The following is a 19,447-nucleotide window of genomic DNA, read 5'->3' as shown; positions in this document are numbered from 1 at the left end:
CGTCTTTGTGCAGCGGGGCTGCGCTGATGTTTATTGCAACGGCGCGTGAAATCCGTGAAATCCGTGAAATCCGCGAAATCAGTTATGGGCGCCTCAGCAGGCCATCGCCCTCTTCAACCATTCAGCAAAGGCCGCGCATTCCCAGCGGTCCATGGTGCCGGTACGCCAGCACAGGTAGTGGGCATGGGGGCTGGCCGTGTCCACGTCGAACAGGCGCACCAGGGTGCCGTTGTCCAGCCAGGGCGCGCCCAGCTTGTGGCGCACCAGGGCGATGCCCATGCCGGCCGAGGCCGCGTCGCACATCAGGCCGATGTCGTTGAACTGCGAGCCCTCGTGCGGCTCGGGCCAGTCCAGGCCGGTGGCGCCGAACCAGGTGCGCCAGGGCTCCAGCGGGCTGCGCAGCAGGGGCATGCCTTCCAGGTCCTGGGGCTGCTCGAAGGGGCCGTGCTCGCGGATGAAGGCTGGCGAGGCCAGCGGCGTGACCACGTCGCGCGCCAGCTCGATGTGCTCCACATCGGCATAGTGGCCGGGGCCGAAGCGCACCATCAGGTCGGCATCCTCGGCCACCACGTCCAGCAGCGGGATGGAGACCTGCAGGGCGATGTCGATCTCGGGATAGGTTTCCGTGAACTGGCGCAGGCGCGGGATCAGGATCACGCGCGCAAAGGTGGGCGTGACCGCAAGCTTGAGCCTGCGGCGGCCCGGCGCCGTCACCTCGCCCGGAAAGCGCTGCAGCGCGCCCAGGCCCTCGCGCACGTGGGACAGGTAGGCGCTGCCTTCGGTGGTGAGCGAAAAGTCCGAGCGGCCGAACAGCCGCGTGCCCAGGATCTGCTCGAGCTGGCGCACGCGGTGGCTGACTGCGCTGGGCGTGACGCACAGCTCCTCGGCCGTCTGCGTCACGCTGCGCAGCCGCGCCAGCGCCTCGAAAGTGAGCAGGCACTGTATGGGCGGAATGCGGCGGGCGCCGCTGCCGGGCGGGGCAAAGCCGCTGCCGGCGGCAAGGGTCACGTTCGCCATGGGCGGCCGGGAGCCGGCTTCAGCGGAAGACCACGGTCTTGTGGCCGTTGAGGATGACGCGGTGCTCGCTGTGCCACTTGACGGCGCGGGCCAGCACCTGGCTCTCGGTGTCGCGGCCGCGGGCCGTGAGGTCCTCCACGGTGTCGGTGTGGTCGGCGCGGGCCACGTCCTGCTCGATGATCGGGCCTTCGTCCAGGTCGGCCGTCACATAGTGGGCCGTGGCGCCGATCAGCTTCACGCCGCGGTCATGGGCCTGGTAGTAGGGCTTGGCGCCCTTGAAGCTGGGCAGGAAGCTGTGGTGGATATTGATCGCGCGGCCCGCCAGCTTGGTGCACAGGTCGTTGGACAGCACCTGCATGTAGCGCGCCAGCACCACGAGCTCGGCACCCTCGGCCTCGATGATCTCGAACTGCTTTGCCTCGGCCTGGGCCTTGGTGGCAGCCGTGACGGGGATGTGGTGGAAGGGAATGTTGTAGCTGGCCGCCAGCTGGTAGAACTCGCGGTGGTTGCTGATGATGGCGCGGATGTCCACCGGCAGCAGGCCGCTCTTCCAGCGAAACAGCAGGTCGTTGAGGCAGTGGCCTTCCTTGCTGACCATGAGCACGGTCTTCATGGCTTCGGCCTTGGTGTGCAGGCGCCACTTCATCTGGTACTGGCCGCCCAGGTCGGCCAGGGCCGCCCTCAGAGCCGCGGGATCGCAGCCGTTGCAGGCAAATTGCACGCGCATGAAGAACAGTCCGGTGGCCGGGTCGTTATACTGCGCGGCCTCTTCGATGTTGCCGCCTTGCTCGAGCAGAAAGCCCGAGACGGCATGTACCAGACCGAGCCGGTCGGGGCACGAAAGGGTAAGAATATAGGCTTGGGTCATAGCGGCGCAATTGTCGCAGCATGGACACGACCCTGCGCAAGTCACACGTTCTGGGAACGTTCTGAGGAACCACATGCAAGATCAGGGAGAGCAGCCCCGAATACCGCTCTGGGGCGCAATGACCCTGTACGTGTGCGCAGGTCTGCTGTGGCTCTGGGGCGTGGAATGGCTGCTGGCGCACCTGCAGATTCCGCCCGAGGCGGCGGCGCAGCGGCGCATGCTGTCCTCTGTGACCCTGGTGCTGGTCACGGCCGTGGGCGGCGGCTGGCTGCTGTGGCGCATGCGCCGTGGAGAGCGCACTGCCCATGCCGCGATGGCCGCCGGGCGGGAGGCCGACGAACGCCAGCGCCTGGCCGCCGCCGTGGTGGACAACACCATGGAGGGCGTGGTCGTCACCGACGCGCGCAGCCGCATCCTCTCGGTCAACAGCGCCTTCACGCGGCTGCTGGGCTATACCGAGCAGGAGATGCTGGGCAAGACACCGCGCATGTTCAAGTCAGGCCGCCACGACAAGGCCTTCTACGAGGCCATGTGGGACAGCATGCAGGCCACGGGCCACTGGCAGGGCGAGATCTGGAACCGCCGCAAGAACGGCGAGGTCTTCCCCGAGCGCATGTCGCTCAGCGCCGTCAAGGATGCACAGGGCAAGGTCACGCACTACGTGTGCATGTTCACCGACATCTCGGCCGAGAAGGCGCGCGAGGCCCAGCTCGAATTCCTGGCCCACCGCGACATGCTCACCGGCCTGCCCAACAGCGTGCGCTTCACAGCGCTGCTGGAAGACGCCGTGGCCGAGGCGGCCGCCGAGCAGGGCACGCTGGCCGTGATGCTGCTGAACATCGATCGCTTCAAGGACGTCAACGACAGCTACGGCCACGCCATTGGCGACCAGGTGCTGCGCCACATCGCCGCCCGTGTGCACGACTCCCTGGGACCCCAGGACCTCATAGGTCGCATGGCCGGTGACGAACTGGCCGTGCTGTGCAAGGGCATGAGCGAGCGCGGCGACGCCATCGCCCGTGCACGGCAACTGATCGCGGCGGCCGGCCAGCCCTGGAGCTCGCCGGACGGCCTGTCCGTCATGGCCGGCGTCAGCGTGGGCATCTGCATGTATCCCTCCCACGCCGGCAATGCCCAGGACCTGCTGCAGGGCGCGCACGCCGCCGTCTACGGCGCCAAGTCGCGCAGCGGCCGTGCCTGGTGCTTCTTCGAGGAAGACATGACCTCGGCCGCACGCGAGCGCCTGGCCATGGAGGCACGGCTGCGGCAGGCCATAGACCTGGGCCACCTGCGCCTGTACTTCCAGCCCCAGATCGACCTGGCCACGGGCCGCCTGGTGGGCGCCGAGGCCCTGGTGCGCTGGCTGGACCCGGACGAGGGCCTCATCTCCCCGGCACGCTTCATTCCCGTGGCCGAAAGCTCTGGCGTCATCGGCGCGCTGGGCCTGTGGGTGCTGCGCGAGGCCTGCGCCCAGGGCCAGCGCTGGCGCGATCAGGGCCTGCCCGAGATGACCATCGCGGTCAATGTCTCGCTGCACCAGTTCCTGCTGACCGACATTGCCGGCGCCACCGCCGACGCGCTGGCCGCCACGGGCTTCGCCCCGCACTGCCTGGAACTGGAAATCACCGAAAGCGCCCTGGCCGAGCGCCCCGAGGAGGCCCTGGCCGTCATGCGCCGCCTGCGCGCCCAGGGCCTGCGGCTGGCCATCGACGACTTCGGCACCGGCTATTCCTCGCTGGCCCACCTCAAGCGCTTTCCGCTGGACCTGCTCAAGATCGACCAGGGCTTCATCCGCGATATCCCGCACAGCGCGGACGACATGGCCATCAGCGGATCGGTGATCGCGCTGGGGCATGCCATGGGGCTCAAGGTTCTGGCCGAGGGCGTGGAGACGGCCGAGCAACTGGCATTCCTGCGCGGCAAGGGGTGCGACTTCTTCCAGGGCTATCTGTGCAGCAAGCCCTTGCCCGCACAGGCGTTTGGGGAGTGGGTGTCGGACAACCAGGGCATGTGGGCCGTGCAGGGCTGATCGCCCGATGCACGGCGGGCCGAGGCCCGACCCCTGCTCCACCACTCAGGCCAGGGGACCCGAGCGAATCGACGGCAAATCAGGCCAACGCCTCCGCCGGCCCAAAGAATTCATAGCGGACCTGCCCTTCCGGCACCCCCAACACCCGCAACGACTCCTTCACCGACCGCATGAACGGCCGGGGCCCCAGGAAATACACATCGGCATCCACTGAAGGCAGCCACTCACCCAACTGCCGGGCGGTCAGCAGTCCCTGCGCATCGACCTCATCGCCCTCCTCCACCCGGTCATAGCAGTAGTACCGGCTGAGCTGCGGATGCTCCGCGGCCAGCGCATCCACACGTTCACGGAAGGCGTGAACACCGCGCTCGCGTGCGCAGTGGATGAAGACCACGGGACGCTTGCTGGGCAAGGCCGCATCCAGCATGGGCAGGGTCGGCGTGATGCCCACGCCGCCGCTGATCAGCACCAGCGGACGCTCGCCGGGCTGCAGCGTGAAGTGTCCTGCGGGCGGGAACAGCTGCAGCGTGTCGCCGACGCGGACCCGGTCGTGCAGGAAGTTGGAGACCTTGCCACCTGCCTCGCGCTTGACGCTGATGCGCAGGCTGCGGCCATCGGCGGGCGCGGACAGCGAGTAGTTGCGCCGCTGCTCCTGCCCGTCAACCACCAGGCGCAGGCCGATGTACTGGCCGGGCTGGTGGGCGATGACGGGGCCGCCATCGGCCGGCACCAGGTAGAACGAGGTGATCTCGGCGCTTTCCGCCACCTTGTCCTCGACCACGAACGCACGCTCGCCGCGCCAGCCGCCCTCGGCCGCCGCCGTGCGGTCATAGGCCTGGCGTTCGGCGCCGATCAGGATGTCGGCCAGTTGCTGGTAGGCGGCGCCCCAGGCATCGATGACCTCGTCGGTGGCGATCTCGGCGCCCAGCACTTCGCGGATGGCGCGCAGCAGGCAGGTGCCGACGATGGGGTAGTGCTCGGGCTGCACCTGCAGCGCAACGTGCTTGTTGATGATCTGCGCGGGCAGATCGCCCAGGGCTTCGAGCCGGTCGATGTGCTTGGCGTACATGAGCACGCTATAGGCCAGGGCACGCGGCTGGGCACCGCTTTGCTGGTGGGCCATGTTGAACAGGGCGCGCACCTCTGGGTACTCGCCCAGCATGGTCTGGTAGAAGTGGGTGATCAGCGCCTCGCCGCCGGTTTCAAGCAGCGGGACGGTGGATTGGACGATGGCACGTTGGCGGTCGGTCAGCACAAGAAACTCCTTGGGTACGGTGACGGGCATGCCCGGTGCGATGCCGGGCATGCCTTGACAAAGGCAAGTGCCGTGCCAAGACTGCAGCCCTTGCAGAACAAGGGTTTGGCGTTTCATGCGTCAATATGACCTTCATCAAATCGAGTCTTTTTGACAGCGATTGCAGTCTTTATGACCACATCCACCGCCCTGCATGCCCTGACCCCTCTGGTGGCCGACCTGGCCCAGGACCTGCCCGAGCGCGAGCGCTTTCGCCGCCTGCTGGCAGCCCTGCGCGCCGTGCTGCCGGCCGATGCCGCCGCCCTGCTGCGGCTGGAGGGCGAGTGGCTGCGGCCCGTGGCCATCGATGGCCTGGTGCCCGATGCGCTGGGCCGGCGCTTTCGCATTGCCGAGCACCCGCGCTTTGCCCAGCTGCTGGCGGCGGGCCAGGCCATGCGCTTTGCGCCCGACAGCCCGCTGCCCGATCCCTATGACGGTCTGGTGGCCCAGGGCCACGGACCGCTGGAGGTGCACGACTGCATGGGCTGCGTGCTGCAGACGGGCGGCCTGCCCTGGGGCCTTCTCACGCTGGACGCGCTGGACCCCGGGCGCTTTGCCGACCCGGCCGCGCTGGCGGCGCTGCAGGCCTTTAGCAACCTGGCGGCGGCCACCGTGACCACGGCCGAGCGGCTGCGCCGGTTGGCGCGCAGTGCGCGCGCCCTGCCCGCGCCCGGCGCCGCCCCGGGGGGCGAGTCATCGCGTCCGCTGATCGGCCAGAGCCCGGCCATGCGCGCGCTGCAAAAGGACATCGCCCTGGTCGCGGCCAGCGACCTCAACGTACTGATCACGGGGGATACCGGCACGGGCAAGGAACTGGTGGCCCAGGCCGTGCATGCGCAGTCGGCGCGTGCAGGCCGGGCGCTGGTCAGCATCAACTGCGCGGCCCTGCCCGACAACCTGGTCGAAAGCGAGCTGTTCGGCCATGTGCGCGGCGCCTTCACGGGTGCGCTGTCCGAGCGCAGCGGCAAGTTCGAGCAGGCCGACCAGGGCACGCTGTTCCTGGACGAGGTGGGCGAGCTGTCCCTGCCCGTGCAGGCCAAGCTGCTGCGCGTGCTGCAAAGCGGCCAGCTGCAGCGCCTGGGCTCGGACCGCGAGCACCATGTGGACGTGCGCGTGATCGCCGCCACCAACCGCGACCTGGCCGCCGAGGTGGCGGCGGGCCGCATGCGCGCCGATTTCTTCCACCGCCTGAGCGTCTACCCGCTGCGCGTGCCCGCGCTGCGCGAGCGCGACAGCGACGTGCTGATGCTGGCCGGCTTCTTCCTCGAGGAAAACCGTTCGCGCCTGGGCCTGGGCGGACTGCGCCTGCACCCCGCCGCGCAATCGGCTTTGCTTGCCCAGGACTGGCCCGGCAATGTCCGGGAGCTGGAGCACCTCATCAGCCGCGGCGTGCTGCGGGCGCTGAGCCGTGCGCCCTCCGCCGCTCCAGCCGGTGGCCGGGCTCGCATGGTCACGCTGGGCCAGGCCGATCTCCGGGATGACGCGCAGCCCCCGGCGACGGCCACCCCGTCCCTGCCCGTCACACAGGCCGCATCGCCCGGCGCCAGCCCCCAAGGCCTGCGCGAAGCCGTGGAGAGCTACGAGCGCCATCTGATCGACGCCAGCCTGCAGCGCCACCACGGCAGCTGGGCCGCCGCCGCACGCGAACTGCAGATGGACCGCGCCAACCTGCAGCGGCTGGCGCGGCGGCTGGGACTGGTCAGGCAGGACGCCTGAGCGACTTCAGCCACCCATACCCGCTCACCAGCAACACCCCGGCCAGCACCATCAGTGCCCCGGCCAGGAAGTTGGGCTCGATGGGCTCGCTGAGCAGCCAGGCACCGAAGACCACGCCGAAGATGGGCGTCATGAACGAGAACACGCCCAGGCGCGAGGCCAGGTATTGCGTGAGCAGCCAGAACCAGACCAGGAAGCTCACAAAGCAGACCAGCACGGACTGGAAGGCCAGGCCGGCCCAGGCCAGCGGCGTGGGCTCGAAGCGGGTCTGGCCCAGCAGGAAGGCGGCGGGCAGCAGCAGCGCAAAGCCGGTGGCCAGTTGGTAGAGCAGGGTCTGCGCGGCGGGCAGCGATGCCAGCCGCGTGGTGCGGATGGCCACCGTGGTGGCGCCCCAGGCCACGCCGGCGGCCAGCGCCAGCAGGTCGCCCAGCAGCATGGCGGCGCCGGCTGCCTTCGAAGGCTTGCCGCCGCCCAGGAAGGCCAGCGCTATGCCGGCAAAGGCCAGTGCGATGCCCAGCCATTGCAGCGGCGCCAGGCGCTCCGAGGGCAGCTTCCAGTGCAGGCCCAGCGCCGCGAACACGGGAGCGGAATACAGGAAGACCACCACATGGGCGGCCGAGGTGTGGTTGATGCTCTCGCCCACCAGCAGGAATTCCAGAGCAAACAGCGTGCCCACGGCCAGGCCCGGGCGCCAGCTGCCGTCGCCCCACTGCACGCGCATGCCGCGCCAGCGCATGAACAGCCACACCAGCACGGCGCCCACGCCCGAGCGCAGCGCGATCTGCAGCGTGGGCGCAATGGCATCGGCCGTGGCCTTGAGCAGGATCTGCTGCAGGCTCCAGATCAGGCACAGCATGAGCATCAGCGCGGCGGCGCGCGCGTCCAGCGGTTTGCGTGAATCCACGGCATATCCCTTTCAACGACCGTAAAAAAGCCGGCCCGCAGGCCGGCTTTGCATCAAGCGGGGGCTGGCCCGGCCAGCGGGCCGGCCATCACTTGATGCCCAGCAGTTCCACCTCGAAGTTCAGCGTGGCGTTGGGCGGGATCACGCTGCCCGCGCCACGGCTGCCGTAGGCGATGGAGGGCGGGCAGGTCAGCTTGGCCTTGCCGCCGACCTTCATCTTCTGCACGCCTTCGGTCCAGCAGGGAATCACGCCGGTCAAGGGGAACTCGATGGGCTGGCCGCGCGTGATGGAGCTGTCGAAGTCCTTGCCCGTGTCGGGGAAGTAGCCGCGGTAGTGCACGCGCACCGTGTCGCTGGCCTTGGGGCTGGCGCCCGTGCCTTCCTTTAGGCTTTCATAGACCAGGCCGCTGGCCGTGGTCACGGGCTGGGCCGCATGGGCCGCCACGCCGGTCAGTGCGGCGAGCATCAGGCCGCAGGAGGCGGCCAGGGTGGTGAGGGTCTTTTTCATCAGGGTTCTTTCAATGCAATGTTTGCAGCGGGTTCACGCCTTGGCGGGGACACCGATGTCGTCCAGCGCTTTGGCGATGTGGCCGACGGTGCGATCCACGTTGTGCCATTTTTCCAGGCCGAACAGGCCGATGCGGAAGGTCTTGAAGTCCGGGCCTTCGTCGCACTGCAGGGGCACGCCCGAGGCGGTCTGCAGGCCGGCCTCCATGAACTTCTTGCCGCTCTGGATGCCGGGGTCGGTGGTGTAGCTGACGACGACGCCGGGAGCCTTCCAGCCTTCGGCCGCCACGCTGGGAAAGCCGCGCGATTCCAGCAGGGCACGCACCTTGGCGCCCAGGGCGATCTGCTCATCGCGCACCTTGGCGAAGCCGTAGGCACGCGTCTCCAGCATCACGTCGCGCAGGCGGACCAGGGCGTCGGTGGGCATGGTGGTGTGGTAGGCGTGCTGGCCTTTTTCGTAGCCCTCGGCGATCTGCATCCACTTCTTGAGGTCGCAGGAGAAGCTGGAGCTTTGCGTGTGCTCGATGGCTTCGCGCGCACGCTGCGAGAGCATGACCATGGCGCAGCACGGCGAGCTGCTCCAGCCCTTTTGCGGCGCGCTGATCAGCACGTCCACGCCGGTCTTTTCCATGTCCACCCACATGGCGCCCGAGGCCACGCAGTCCAGCACGAAGAGCGCGCCCACCTCGTGCGCGGCATCGGCCACGGTGCGCAGGTAGCTGTCGCTCAGCAGGATGCCGCTGGCCGTCTCCACATGGGGGGCGAACACGACCTTGGGTTTTTCAGTGCGGATGGCGGCGGCCACGTCCTCGGCCGCGCAGGGCGCCCAGGGGTCCTGGCTGCCCGGTCCCTGGCGACGCGCCTTGCAGACCACGGCTCCACCGCCCAGGCCGCCTTCCTCGAAGATCTGGGTCCAGCGGTAGCTGAACCAGCCGTTGCGCACGATGAGCACCTTTTCGCGATTGGCGAACTGGCGCGCCACGGCCTCCATGCCGAAGGTGCCGCTGCCCGGCACCAGCACGGCCGTGTGGGCGTGGTAGACCTCCTGCAGCGTGGTGAGGATGTCCTGCATCACGCCCGCGAAGCGCTTGGACATGTGGTTGAGCGCGCGGTCGGTGTAGACCACCGAGAATTCGAGCAGGCCGTCGGGATCGATATCGGGCAGAAGTCCGGGCATGGGGAGTCTCCAGGGGCAGCGGGGCCTGCACCGCAGGCCCGCCATCATGTTCGTCGGAAAGGCGGCCAGCTTAGCATGCCGTCCGTGGCGTTTTCAGGGCCTACCAGGTGTCCACGAAGCCGGCTTGGGCAGGCGCAACGCGCGCCCCTGCCAGGCCGCGCGACAGCCAGGCGCGCGTGTCGGCGGGGTCGATGACGGCGTCGATCTCCAGCGTGCCGGCCATGTGCATGGCCTCGCCGTGGGCGTACTGCTGGGCCAGCAGCCGGTCGAACAGGGCGTTGCGTTCGGCGCCCTCGGGCAGGGCCTCCAGTTCCTTGCGAAAGCCCAGGCGCACGGCGCCTTCCAGACCCATGGCACCGAACTCGCCCGTGGGCCAGGCCACGTTGAACACCGGCGCATGGAAGCTGCCGGCCGTCATGCCCATGGCCCCCAGGCCGTAGCCCTTGCGCAGCACCACGCTGAAATACGGCACGCGCAGCTTGGCCGCCGTGACGAACAGGCGGCTGACATGGCGCACCTGGGCCGTCTTCTCGATCTCGGGGCCGACCATGAAGCCGGGCGTGTCCACCAGGCTCACGATGGGCAGGCCATGGGCATTGCACAGCTGCATGAAGCGCGCGGCCTTGTCGGCCGCATCGGCGTCGATGGCGCCGCCCAGGTGGGAGGGGTTGTTGGCCATCAGCCCCACGGGCCGGCCTTCGAGGCGCGCCAGCGCCGTGTGGATGCCTGCGCCAAAGCCCGTGCGCAGCATCAGCAGGCTGCCTTCGTCCACCAGATGCGCCATGGCCGCACGGGTGTCATAGGCACGCAGCCGGTTCTCGGGCACCACATGGCGCAGGGCGCGCGTGTCGGGCGCGGTCCACTCCGTGGTGCGGCCCTGGAAGAAGGACAGGTAGTGGCGCGCGGCGGCCACGGCTTCGGCCTCGTCATCGACCAGCACGTCGATCACGCCATTGGCATGCTGCACGCTGCTGGGCCCGATCTGCTCGGGCCGGAAGACACCCAGCCCGCCGCCCTCGATCATGGCCGGCCCGCCCATGCCGATGCAGCTGGCGCGCGTGGCGATGATCACGTCGCTGCAGCCCAGCAAGGCCGCGTTGCCCGCGAAGCAGCGGCCATGGGTGATGCCGATCACGGGCACCTGGCCCGACAGCGCCGCATAGGCCGCAAAGGTGTGCACATGCAGGCCGGCGACCACGGGCGTGTCGGTGTCACCGGGCCGCCCGCCGCCGCCTTCGGCGAACAGCACCACGGGCAGCTTCTGCGCTAGCGCAATGCCCAGCATGCGGTCGGTCTTGGCATGGTTGCGCGCGCCCTGGGTGCCCGCCAGCACGGTGGCGTCATAGGACATGACGACGGCGCGCGAGCGCTCCTGGCCGAACTGCGCGCCGTTGATGGAGCCCATGCCCGTGACCATGCCGTCGGCCGGCGTGTTGGCGATCAGGTCGTCCATGCTGCGCCGGCGCGTCTGCGCGGCAATGGCCAGCGCACCGTATTCGATGAAGCTGCCTGCGTCGCAGAGGTCGGCGATGTTCTCGCGCGCGCTGCGGCTGCCCTGGGCATGGCGTTTGGCCATGGCCTCGGGCCGGGCAGCATCGCGCGTGAAGGCATGGCGGTCGATGACGCGCTGCAGGTCGGCGCGGATGTGGTCCGGGTCCTGTGCGGACTGCTGCGCGCGTGCGCCGGCCTGCACGCCTTCGGCGGCGGCCAGCACCAGCAGGGGCTGGTCCTGGGCCACATAGGCACCGGCCTCGGCCAGCCGTTGGGTGATGGTGCCGGCCTGCGGCGCCAGCAGAACATGCTCCATCTTCATGGCTTCGAGCACGCCCAGTTCGGTGCCTGCGGCTACGGCATCGCCCACGGCCACGCTCCACTGCACGATGCGCGCGGGCATGGGGGCCGTGATGGCGCCTTCGGGGACGGGCGCGCCAGCAGCCTCGGCCGCCGCCGGAACCTCGGCGCCCACAGCCGTGCGGCGCGCGCCTTCGGCCAACACCTGGGCGTCCGCCACCAACTCGGGAAGGGCCTCTTCAAGCCAGCGTGTGTGCACGGCCTGCGATGCCATCTCGGGCCGCCGGGCCAGCGCCTGCAGCAGCGGCAGGTTGGTGGCCAGCCCGTCGATGCAGCATTCGTCCAGTGCGCGACGTGCGCGGCGAAGCACGTCTTCAAAGCGCGGCCCGCTGCTGTGCACGATGAGCTTGGCCAGCAGCGTGTCGTAGTGCGGCGAGGGGCTGGCGCCCGCCACCGCATGCGTGTCGATGCGGATGCCGGGGCCGGCCGGCCACTGCAGTGCGCCTATGCGCCCGCTACCGGGGCGCGACTGGCCTGCGGCATCCAGCGTCTCGGCATTGATGCGCCATTGCATGGCATAGCCGCGCGGCGCGGGCGGCGTCCTGGCATCCAGGCCCAGCTCTCCAAGGTGATCGCCGGCCGCCACGCGGATCTGGGCCTGCACCAGGTCGATGCCGAAGACCTCCTCGGTGATGGTGTGCTCGACCTGCAGGCGCGGGTTGGCCTCGATGAAGACATAGGGCAGGGAGTCGGAGGCGGCATCGACCAGGAATTCGAAGGTGCCCAGGCTCTCGTAGCCGATCTCGGCGGCCATGCGCAGCGCGTCGCGCGTGATGCGCTCGCGCAGCGGCTGCGCCAGGCTGGGGCTGGGCGCGATCTCCACCAGCTTCTGGAAGCGCCGCTGCAGCGTGCATTCGCGCTCGCCCAGCGCGATGGGGCCTGCGCCGCCGTCGCCCAGGATCTGCACCTCGATATGGCGCGCGCCCGTCATCAGCCGCTCCACATAGACGCCGTCCACGCCGAAGGCGGCTCGCGCCTCGCTGCGGCAGCGCTCATAGGCGGCAGGCAGGTCCTCGGCGCGCGCCACGGCACGCATGCCGCGCCCGCCGCCGCCGCCGATGGCCTTGACCATGATGCCGCTGGCGCCCCCGGCCTGCTGCGCCTCGAAGAAGGCCTGGGCCTGTTCCAGCGTGACAGCCTCGCTGCTGCCCGGCATCAGCGGCACGCCGCAGCGGCGCGCCAGATCGCGTGCGCGGGCCTTGTCGCCCAGCAGCGCCAGGTGCTCCGGCGCGGGGCCGATGAAGCGCAGGCCCGCATCGGCGCAGGCCTGCGCAAAGCCCGCGTTCTCGCTGAGAAAGCCGTAGCCCGGATGGATGCCGTCGCAGCCGTGCTCGCTCGCAATGCGCAGCAGGTGGGCGCCGTCCAGGTAGGCCGAGGGGCCGCTGGCGTCCAGGGGCACAGCTGCATCGGCAGCGGATACATGGGGCGCCTGCGCATCGTCTGCGGCATAGACGGCCAGGCTCGGCACACCCAGCTCGCGCAGCGCACGCACGATACGCAGCGCGATCTCGCCGCGGTTGGCAATCAGGATCTTCTGGAACATGGGTAAAAGGTCCGGTATCAATGGTCAACAGCGTTTGCAACTGGCGCCCTCAAATGCAAGGGGCACCGAGGAAGGGCCGCCCCGCACCGAAGGTGTCGTCCCCCTCCCCCGCGAAGCGGGTAGAGAGGGGGAAGGCGCGAAGCGACTCAGGGGGTGTCTTTCAACATCCTGCGCAGCACTTTGCCCGCGCCGGTGGCGGGCAGCGCCTCGATGAAACGCACCTCGCGCGGCGCCTTGTAGCTGGCCATGTTCTCGCGCGACCACTGCACCAGGTCCTCGGCCGCGATCTGCTGGCCCGGCCGCGTGACGATGAAGGCGCGCACGACCTCGCCCTTGTGCGGGTCGGGCACACCGATGACGGCGGCCTGGGCCACGGCCGGGTGCTTGATGAGGATGGCCTCCACCTCCTCGGGGAAGACGCTGTAGCCCGAGACCTTGATCATTTCCTTGAAGCGGCCGATGAAGGTCAGGTAGCCATCGGCGTCGATGCGGCCCATGTCGCCCGTGTGCACCCAGCCATTCTTCAGGGTCTTGGCCGTGGCCTCGGGCTTGTTCCAGTAGCCCTTGAAGTTGCCAGGGCCGCGGATGGTGATCTCGCCCACTTCGCCGGCCGGCAGCGGCTCGCCCGTCTCGGGGTCGATGATGCGCACCTCGTTGCCAGGCAGCGGCTTGCCGTGCGTGCCCCAGCGGATGGCGTCGCCCGGCATGGAGGTGTCCATGGTGTGGGTCTCGCTCAGGCCATAGGCCGCCTCGCTGGAGATGCAGTTCGGGGTGAAGCGCTTCCACTGCCGCGCCAGCTCCTCGGTGTAGGCAATGCCGAAGCTGGTCACCGTGTTGCGGCGCAGCGCGGAAAAGTCCATGGCCTCCACGCCCGGCAGCTGCATCACGGCCACGTTCATGGGCGCGATGCTGTACCACCAGGTCACGCGGTAGCGCTCCAGCGCCTGGGCCACGGCCAGCGGGTCGAAGCGGTGCAGCAGCACGCAGGTGGCGCCGCTGTGCACGGGCATGTTCACGCCCATGGACATGCCGGCAATGTGATAGAGCGGCGCCACGGCCAGCAGCATGTCCCCGGCGTTCACGCCCGTGGCGCTGGAGGCGCCGGCCGTCTTGCTGGCCGCGTTGCCGTAGCTGAGCATGGCGCCCTTGGGCAGGCCCGTCGTACCCGAGGTATAGGTCATCAGCGATACATCGTCCATGGCGACATCGACGGGCACGGGCTTGGCGCCGCTGTGCATGACATCCCAGAACGATTCCACGCCCTCGGGCAGCGGCTGCACGGGGGCCTGCAGTTCGGGCGGCAGCGCCAGCGTGGCCGATTCAGGAAGCCAGTCGCCATAACGCACGGCCAGCACATGACTGAGCGCCGTGCTGGCGCGCACCTTGTCCACCACGGGCAGCAGCACATCGGCCGCGACGATGACGCGGGCCTTGAGGTCATCGAGCTGGTACTGCAGCTCATGCTCCTTGTTCAGCGGCCCGCAGGGGCAGACGATGGCGCCGATCTTCTGGATGCCGTAGTGCGCCACGATGTACTGCGGGCAGTTGTTCATGAACAGCGCCACGGGCTCGCCCCGGCCCACGCCCAGAGCCTGCAGCCGCGCGGCAAAGGCGTCGCTGGCCGCATCCACCTCGGCCCAGCTGATGTGGCGGCCATACCAGATGTAGGCGTCGCGGCCGGGGTGGTTGCGCGCATTGCGGCGCAGGGCCTCATGCAGGGGAATGAGGGTCTCGGAATCCGCCATGCTTGTCTCCTGGGTGTCTGGCCATCCCGGAACCAGTCCTAAGGGATAGCCTTGATTTGTTTTGGGGTCCAGCGGCTTGCCAATATATACCCGCTGGTAGAACATTGCTACCCATCGGTATAACCATCGCAGCCACCGACGCGACACGAGATTTCCCGCATGCCCAAGCCCCCTGTCACCCCGCGCGGCCGCCAGCGCCTTCCCACGGCCGGCTCCGATGAAAAGCGCGAACGCATCCTCAAGGCAGCCGAGGCCCTGTTCGACCGCAACGGCTACGCCAACACCACGATGGAGCAGATCGTCCAGGCCCTGGGCGTGACCAAGCCCTTCGTCTACTACTACTTCCGCAACAAGCAGGAGATCTTCGAGACCCTGTGCTGGGCGCCCACCGAGGCCTGCTTCACGGTGCTGGACTTCGCGGCCGACGATCCGCGCGCCGCGCACGAGAAGGCCGTGGACGGCCTGCAGCGCCTGATCGCGGCCACCATTGCCCACTATCCGGCGGCCTTCTTTCCGTACCGCGAGCCCCAGGCCTTCAGCCCTGCGTACATGAAGGCCTCGCGCACGCTGGCGCGCCAGTTCTATCGCCAGTTCTGCGCGCTGCTCGAAGAAGGCCGCGCCAGCGGCCACCTGGACTTTCGCGAGACGCGCATCACCGCCCAGGCCGCCTGCAGCCTGCCGGGCTTTCTCTACAACTGGTACCGCCCCGGCGGCCGCCTGGGCACGGCCGAGATGGTGGCCGAGCTGACCGAGCTGGCCAGCCGCGTGCTGGGCCTGCGCACGGCGCCAGCCACCACGCCCGAAGCCATTGCCGCATCCCCCGCGAAAAAGACGCCTGCACGGCGCAGCCGGCCCCGCGCCGAGCCGCCCGGCAAGGACTGACGACCATTCCTTCGAGGAGACAAGACATGCCCGTACGCCGCTTTTCCCGGCCATCCATCGTTCTCGCCACCGCCCTGCTGTGCGCCACGGCCGCCCACGCCCAGGGCGGCGAGACCTTCAAGATCGCCTTCATCGACCCGCTGTCCGGCCCCTTCGTCAGCACGGGCGAGCTGATGCGCGACCACGTGCAGTACGCGGTCGAGGACGTGAACGCCAAGGGCGGTCTGTTCAACGGCGCGAAGCTGCAGCTGCTGCAGTTCGACAGCAAGCTCTCGGCCCAGGAAAGCCAGGCCGCGCTGCAAGCGGCCATCGACCAGGGCGCGCGCGTGGTGGTGACGGGAGGTTCGGGCTCTTCGGTGGTGGCGGCGCTGGTGCAGGCGGCCTCGCGCCACAACCAGCGCAATCCGGGCAAGGAGGTGCTGGTGCTCAACCACTCCTCCATCGACCCCGAGCTGACGGGCAAGGCCTGCAGCTTCTGGCACTTCATGTTCGATGCCAACACCGCCATGCGCATGCAGGCGATTGCCAGCTACATCAAGACCCAGCCGGGCATCCGCAAGGTCTACCTGCTCAACCAGGACTACGCCCACGGCAAGCAGTGGGCGGCGTACGGGCGCCAGATGGTGAGCGCGGCCCGGCCCGATATCCAGTTCACGGGCGAGATGCTCCACCCCATAGGCCGGGTCAAGGACTTCGCGCCCTATGTGGCCAAGATCAAGGAAACGGGTGCGGACTCGGTGATCACGGGCAACTGGGGCCAGGACCTGACCCTGCTGCTCAAGTCCGCCGCCGACTCGGGCTATGACCTGCGCTACTTCAACCACAGCGCAGGCGGCATGCCGGGCACGGTGACATCCTTCGCCCAGACCCGCATCGGCCAGCTGACCTGGGTGGCCGAATGGCACCCGGGCCAGGCCGGCCGCCCGCTGGCCGACGCCCGCGCCCAGGAATACAAGGCCCGCATGGGCAAGGACTTCCTGGCCCCGCGCATGGACCTGGTGCCGCGCATGCTGGCTGCCGCCATGGCCAAGGCACAGTCCACCGAACCCGTGAAGATCGCGCTGGCCATGGAGGATTTGCAGATGGACACCGTGGTCGGCCCCGTGCGCATGCGCGGCAAGGACCACCAGCTGCTGCTGCCCCAGGTGGTCAACACCATCGCGCCCGTGGACGGCAAGCTGGTCAAGACAGGCTGGGAAGGCACGAACTACGGCTTTCGCACCGATGCCGTCTACACGCCCGAGCAGGTGGAATTGCCCACGGACTGCCAGATGAAGCGGCCTGGCGGGCGCTGAGGCGGCCTGCCCCGCCAGCCAGGCCAGCTACGCCCCGCTCAACGCGGGGCGTAGTTTCTCTGGCCGAAGATACCGCTGCCCACGCGCACCATGGTCGATCCGGCGGCCACGGCCGCTTCCAGGTCGCCGGTCATTCCCATGGATACCGTGTCGAAGCGCTCCAGCCCCGGCAGGCCGCTGGCGCGGATCTGTTCGAAGACGGCCGTGGCGCGCGCATGCACCTCGCGCTGGGCCTCGAAGCCCGCCACATCGTCGGGAATGCTCATCACGCCGCGCAGCGCCAGGCGCGGCAGCTGCACGATGGCGGCGGCCAGCTCCAGCGCCTGCTGCGGCGCCACGCCGGCCTTGGTCTCGCCGCCATCCACGTTCAGCTGGATGCAGACCTGCAGCGGCGCCAGGCCCTCGGGGCGCTGGGCCGACAGGCGCTCGGCGATCTTCAGGCGGTCCACGGTCTGGGCCCAGTCGAAATGCTCGGCCACCAGGCGCGTCTTGTTGCTCTGGATGGGGCCTATGCAATGCCATTGCAGGGCCTCGCCACCCGGCAGGCCCATGGCGCGCACGGCGGCGATCTTGTCCACGCCCTCCTGGATGTAGTTCTCGCCGAAGCTGCGCTCGCCGCCCAGCACGGCCTCGCGCACGGCGTCGGCGCCGAAGGTCTTGGAGACGGACAGCAATTGCACCGAGCCGGACGCCCTGCCCGCCTGCGCGCAGGCCGAGGCAATCCGTTCGTGAATCTGTTGAAGCTTGTTTTCAATCGTCGTCATAATTGCCGCCAGCGTACCAAACGAGGGAGCGAACTCCGTGGACATCACCCAATTGCTGGCATTCAGCGTCAAGAACAAGGCCTCCGACCTGCACCTGTCCGCGGGGCTGCCGCCGATGATCCGTGTGCACGGCGATGTGCGCCGCATCAATGTCGATCCGCTGGACCACAAGACGGTCCACGCCATGGTCTACGACATCATGAGCGACTCCCAGCGCAAGGCCTACGAGGAGTTCCTGGAGGTGGACTTCTCGTTCGAGATCGAGGGCCTGGCGCGCTTTCGTGTCAACGCCTTCAACCAGTACCGGGGCGCGGCCGCCGTCTTCCGGACCATTCCCAGCAAGATCCTGACGCTGGAGCAGCTCAACGCGCCGCGCATCTTCGGCGACCTGGCCCTGAAGCCGCGCGGCCTGGTGCTGGTGACCGGCCCCACGGGCTCGGGCAAGTCCACCACGCTGGCCGGCATGGTCAACCACCTCAACGAGACCGAGTACGGGCACATCCTGACGGTGGAGGACCCCATCGAATTCGTGCACGACTCCAAGAAGTGCCTGATCAACCAGCGCGAAGTCGGACCGATGACGCAGTCGTTCTCGGCCGCACTGCGCTCGGCGCTGCGCGAGGACCCGGACGCCATCCTGGTGGGCGAAATGCGTGACCTGGAAACCATCCGCCTGGCCATGACGGCGGCCGAGACGGGCCACCTGGTCTTCGGCACCCTGCACACCTCCAGCGCCGCCAAGACCATCGACCGCATCATCGACGTCTTCCCCGCCGAGGAAAAGGAGATGGTGCGCGCCATGCTCTCCGAATCGCTGCAGGCCGTGATCTCGCAGACGCTGTGCAAGACCAAGGACGGCCAGGGCCGCATCGCCGCCCACGAAATCATGCTGGGCACCAGCGCCATCCGCAACCTGATCCGCGAGGCCAAGGTGGCCCAGATGTACTCCACCATCCAGACGAGTCAGAATGTGGGCATGCAGACGCTGGACCAGAACCTGACCGATCTGGTGCGGCGCAACCTGATCAGCCCGGCGGAAGCCCGCGCCAAGGCCAAGATACCGGACAACTTCCCGGGCTGACCGCCACCCGCCCAGCCTCTCGCCACGCGCCATGAAAAGCATTTTCCGCAAGCTGCGAAGCGGCCAGGAGCCTTCGGCCCCGGCCTCCGAGTCGGCCTTCTTCACGACCACGCTGGCGGCGCATGGCTTCATGGACCCGCACACTCCTCCCGTTCCCTGGGAGGCGCGCGCCATCGAGGTCGGGGCCACGCGGCTGCCGCGCGGCGGCGGTGGCCAGCTGGAGCAGCTGTGGTCGCGCGACCGCTACCTGGGCCAGCTGGATGCGGCCAGCCTGCAGCGGCTCAGTGAATACTTCATCTACGCGGCCGTGGCACCGCAACGCGACGTGATCCGCCAGGAGGAGAACGGCAGCTTCATGGCCGTGGTGCTGTCCGGCCAGATCGCCGTGGAGCGCCAGCAGCCCTGGGGCGAGCGCATGCGCCTGGCGCAGACGCGGCCCGGCGACATCCTGGGCGAGATGTCCCTGCTGGACGGCGGTCCGCGCTTTTCCAGCTGCACCACGCTGACCGACTGCGAGATCGGCGTGCTCAGCGCCGAGGCGCTGGACGAGATGATGGCCAAGGACGCCGCGCTGGCCGCCAAGCTGATGGCGCTGCTGGCGCGCAAGCTCTCGTTCCGGCTGCGCGCCATCAGCGTGCGCCTGGGCGAAGAGCAGCACACATAGACAGTGAGTGAGTGAGTTGAATATGAGGACGCCTGGCCCCTGCGGGCCGGACCGGCCTACCTGCAAATAACAAAACAACCTGCGCGCCACAACGGCGCGCAATGCCCGGG

General features: G+C 68.8%; 15 protein-coding genes. 6 read left to right on the top strand and 9 right to left on the bottom strand.

Features of this window, described 5'->3' with window-relative positions; genetic code table 11:
* Window positions 1-93 precede the first annotated feature (93 nt).
* Both ACM14_RS09260 and purU read right to left on the bottom strand, forming a co-directional pair.
* Entirely contained in the window at window positions 94-1,017 is a 924-nt protein-coding gene (locus tag ACM14_RS09260; RefSeq protein ID WP_012203013.1) for a LysR substrate-binding domain-containing protein, read from the bottom strand.
* 19 nt (window positions 1,018-1,036) lie between these two features.
* Window positions 1,037-1,885, bottom strand: a complete 849-nt coding sequence (gene purU / locus ACM14_RS09255; protein WP_013804418.1) for a formyltetrahydrofolate deformylase — start codon at window positions 1,883-1,885, stop codon at window positions 1,037-1,039.
* Between the two features lie 73 nt (window positions 1,886-1,958).
* Between purU and ACM14_RS09250 the strand changes: the two genes are divergently transcribed.
* Window positions 1,959-3,914, top strand: a complete 1,956-nt coding sequence (locus tag ACM14_RS09250; RefSeq protein ID WP_013804419.1) for a bifunctional diguanylate cyclase/phosphodiesterase — start codon at window positions 1,959-1,961, stop codon at window positions 3,912-3,914.
* Window positions 3,915-3,993: 79 nt separating this feature from the next.
* Here the strand turns inward: ACM14_RS09250 and hmpA are convergent, their stop codons facing one another.
* Window positions 3,994-5,220, bottom strand: a complete 1,227-nt coding sequence (hmpA, locus tag ACM14_RS09245; protein ID WP_065345985.1) for an NO-inducible flavohemoprotein — start codon at window positions 5,218-5,220, stop codon at window positions 3,994-3,996.
* Window positions 5,221-5,340: 120 nt separating this feature from the next.
* Here hmpA and norR point away from each other — a divergent pair, with 120 nt between their 5' ends.
* The gene (gene norR / locus ACM14_RS09240; protein WP_065345984.1) at window positions 5,341-6,924 is read left to right on the top strand and encodes a nitric oxide reductase transcriptional regulator NorR; all 1,584 of its coding nucleotides are present in this window, start codon (window positions 5,341-5,343) and stop codon (window positions 6,922-6,924) included.
* Here the strand turns inward: norR and ACM14_RS09235 are convergent.
* The 5 genes from ACM14_RS09235 to ACM14_RS09215 form a co-directional block, all read right to left on the bottom strand.
* The gene (locus tag ACM14_RS09235) at window positions 6,908-7,828 is read right to left on the bottom strand and encodes a DMT family transporter (RefSeq protein WP_034389992.1); all 921 of its coding nucleotides are present in this window, start codon (window positions 7,826-7,828) and stop codon (window positions 6,908-6,910) included. The genes norR and ACM14_RS09235 overlap by 17 nt on opposite strands.
* Window positions 7,829-7,916: 88 nt before the next feature.
* Entirely contained in the window at window positions 7,917-8,336 is a 420-nt protein-coding gene (locus tag ACM14_RS09230) for an FKBP-type peptidyl-prolyl cis-trans isomerase (RefSeq protein WP_043820392.1), read from the bottom strand.
* Window positions 8,337-8,369: 33 nt separating this feature from the next.
* The gene (locus tag ACM14_RS09225; protein WP_013804424.1) at window positions 8,370-9,512 is read right to left on the bottom strand and encodes an alanine--glyoxylate aminotransferase family protein; all 1,143 of its coding nucleotides are present in this window, start codon (window positions 9,510-9,512) and stop codon (window positions 8,370-8,372) included.
* A 100-nt stretch (window positions 9,513-9,612) separates the two neighbouring features.
* Window positions 9,613-12,906 (bottom strand): carboxyl transferase domain-containing protein, encoded by a 3,294-nt coding sequence (locus ACM14_RS09220; protein ID WP_065345983.1) that lies wholly within the window; start codon window positions 12,904-12,906, stop codon window positions 9,613-9,615.
* Window positions 12,907-13,052: 146 nt separating this feature from the next.
* Window positions 13,053-14,651 (bottom strand): AMP-binding protein, encoded by a 1,599-nt coding sequence (locus ACM14_RS09215; protein WP_065345982.1) that lies wholly within the window; start codon window positions 14,649-14,651, stop codon window positions 13,053-13,055.
* Window positions 14,652-14,810: 159 nt separating this feature from the next.
* Between ACM14_RS09215 and ACM14_RS09210 the strand changes: the two genes are divergently transcribed.
* A complete protein-coding gene (locus tag ACM14_RS09210) occupies window positions 14,811-15,533 on the top strand; it encodes a TetR/AcrR family transcriptional regulator (protein WP_065345981.1) in 723 nt (240 codons plus the stop codon).
* A gap of 26 nt (window positions 15,534-15,559) precedes the next feature.
* The gene (locus ACM14_RS09205) at window positions 15,560-16,828 is read left to right on the top strand and encodes a branched-chain amino acid ABC transporter substrate-binding protein (RefSeq protein WP_065345980.1); all 1,269 of its coding nucleotides are present in this window, start codon (window positions 15,560-15,562) and stop codon (window positions 16,826-16,828) included.
* Between the two features lie 38 nt (window positions 16,829-16,866).
* Here the strand turns inward: ACM14_RS09205 and ACM14_RS09200 are convergent, their stop codons facing one another.
* Window positions 16,867-17,592 (bottom strand): YggS family pyridoxal phosphate-dependent enzyme, encoded by a 726-nt coding sequence (locus tag ACM14_RS09200; protein WP_065345979.1) that lies wholly within the window; start codon window positions 17,590-17,592, stop codon window positions 16,867-16,869.
* Between the two features lie 37 nt (window positions 17,593-17,629).
* Here ACM14_RS09200 and ACM14_RS09195 point away from each other — a divergent pair, with 37 nt between their 5' ends.
* Together ACM14_RS09195 and ACM14_RS09190 are read left to right on the top strand one after the other, a co-directional pair.
* Complete coding sequence (locus ACM14_RS09195; RefSeq protein ID WP_012202999.1) at window positions 17,630-18,673, top strand: type IV pilus twitching motility protein PilT; 1,044 nt, start codon at window positions 17,630-17,632, stop codon at window positions 18,671-18,673.
* Between the two features lie 31 nt (window positions 18,674-18,704).
* Window positions 18,705-19,337 (top strand): cyclic nucleotide-binding domain-containing protein, encoded by a 633-nt coding sequence (locus ACM14_RS09190; protein ID WP_012202998.1) that lies wholly within the window; start codon window positions 18,705-18,707, stop codon window positions 19,335-19,337.
* Window positions 19,338-19,447: the final 110 nt, after the last annotated feature.

Origin of the sequence: Delftia sp. JD2 (assembly GCF_001682645.1) — a bacterium.
Lineage (GTDB): Bacteria > Pseudomonadota > Gammaproteobacteria > Burkholderiales > Burkholderiaceae_C > Comamonas > Comamonas acidovorans.
The sequence above is the reverse complement of the archived record's forward strand: the minus strand, read 5'-3'. Positions and strand labels throughout refer to the sequence as shown.

Bases quoted from the DNA above. Each gene is read 5' to 3' on its own strand.
- ACM14_RS09260 (WP_012203013.1), bottom strand. From the start codon at position 1,017: ATGGCGAACGTGACCCTTGCCGCCGGCAGCGGCTTTGCCCCGCCCGGC.
- purU (WP_013804418.1), bottom strand. From the start codon at position 1,885: ATGACCCAAGCCTATATTCTTACCCTTTCGTGCCCCGACCGGCTCGGT.
- ACM14_RS09250 (WP_013804419.1), top strand. From the start codon at position 1,959: ATGCAAGATCAGGGAGAGCAGCCCCGAATACCGCTCTGGGGCGCAATG.
- hmpA (WP_065345985.1), bottom strand. From the start codon at position 5,220: ATGCCCGGCATCGCACCGGGCATGCCCGTCACCGTACCCAAGGAGTTT.
- norR (WP_065345984.1), top strand. From the start codon at position 5,341: ATGACCACATCCACCGCCCTGCATGCCCTGACCCCTCTGGTGGCCGAC.
- ACM14_RS09230 (WP_043820392.1), bottom strand. From the start codon at position 8,336: ATGAAAAAGACCCTCACCACCCTGGCCGCCTCCTGCGGCCTGATGCTC.
- ACM14_RS09225 (WP_013804424.1), bottom strand. From the start codon at position 9,512: ATGCCCGGACTTCTGCCCGATATCGATCCCGACGGCCTGCTCGAATTC.
- ACM14_RS09220 (WP_065345983.1), bottom strand. From the start codon at position 12,906: ATGTTCCAGAAGATCCTGATTGCCAACCGCGGCGAGATCGCGCTGCGT.
- ACM14_RS09215 (WP_065345982.1), bottom strand. From the start codon at position 14,651: ATGGCGGATTCCGAGACCCTCATTCCCCTGCATGAGGCCCTGCGCCGC.
- ACM14_RS09210 (WP_065345981.1), top strand. From the start codon at position 14,811: ATGCCCAAGCCCCCTGTCACCCCGCGCGGCCGCCAGCGCCTTCCCACG.
- ACM14_RS09205 (WP_065345980.1), top strand. From the start codon at position 15,560: ATGCCCGTACGCCGCTTTTCCCGGCCATCCATCGTTCTCGCCACCGCC.
- ACM14_RS09200 (WP_065345979.1), bottom strand. From the start codon at position 17,592: ATGACGACGATTGAAAACAAGCTTCAACAGATTCACGAACGGATTGCC.
- ACM14_RS09190 (WP_012202998.1), top strand. From the start codon at position 18,705: ATGAAAAGCATTTTCCGCAAGCTGCGAAGCGGCCAGGAGCCTTCGGCC.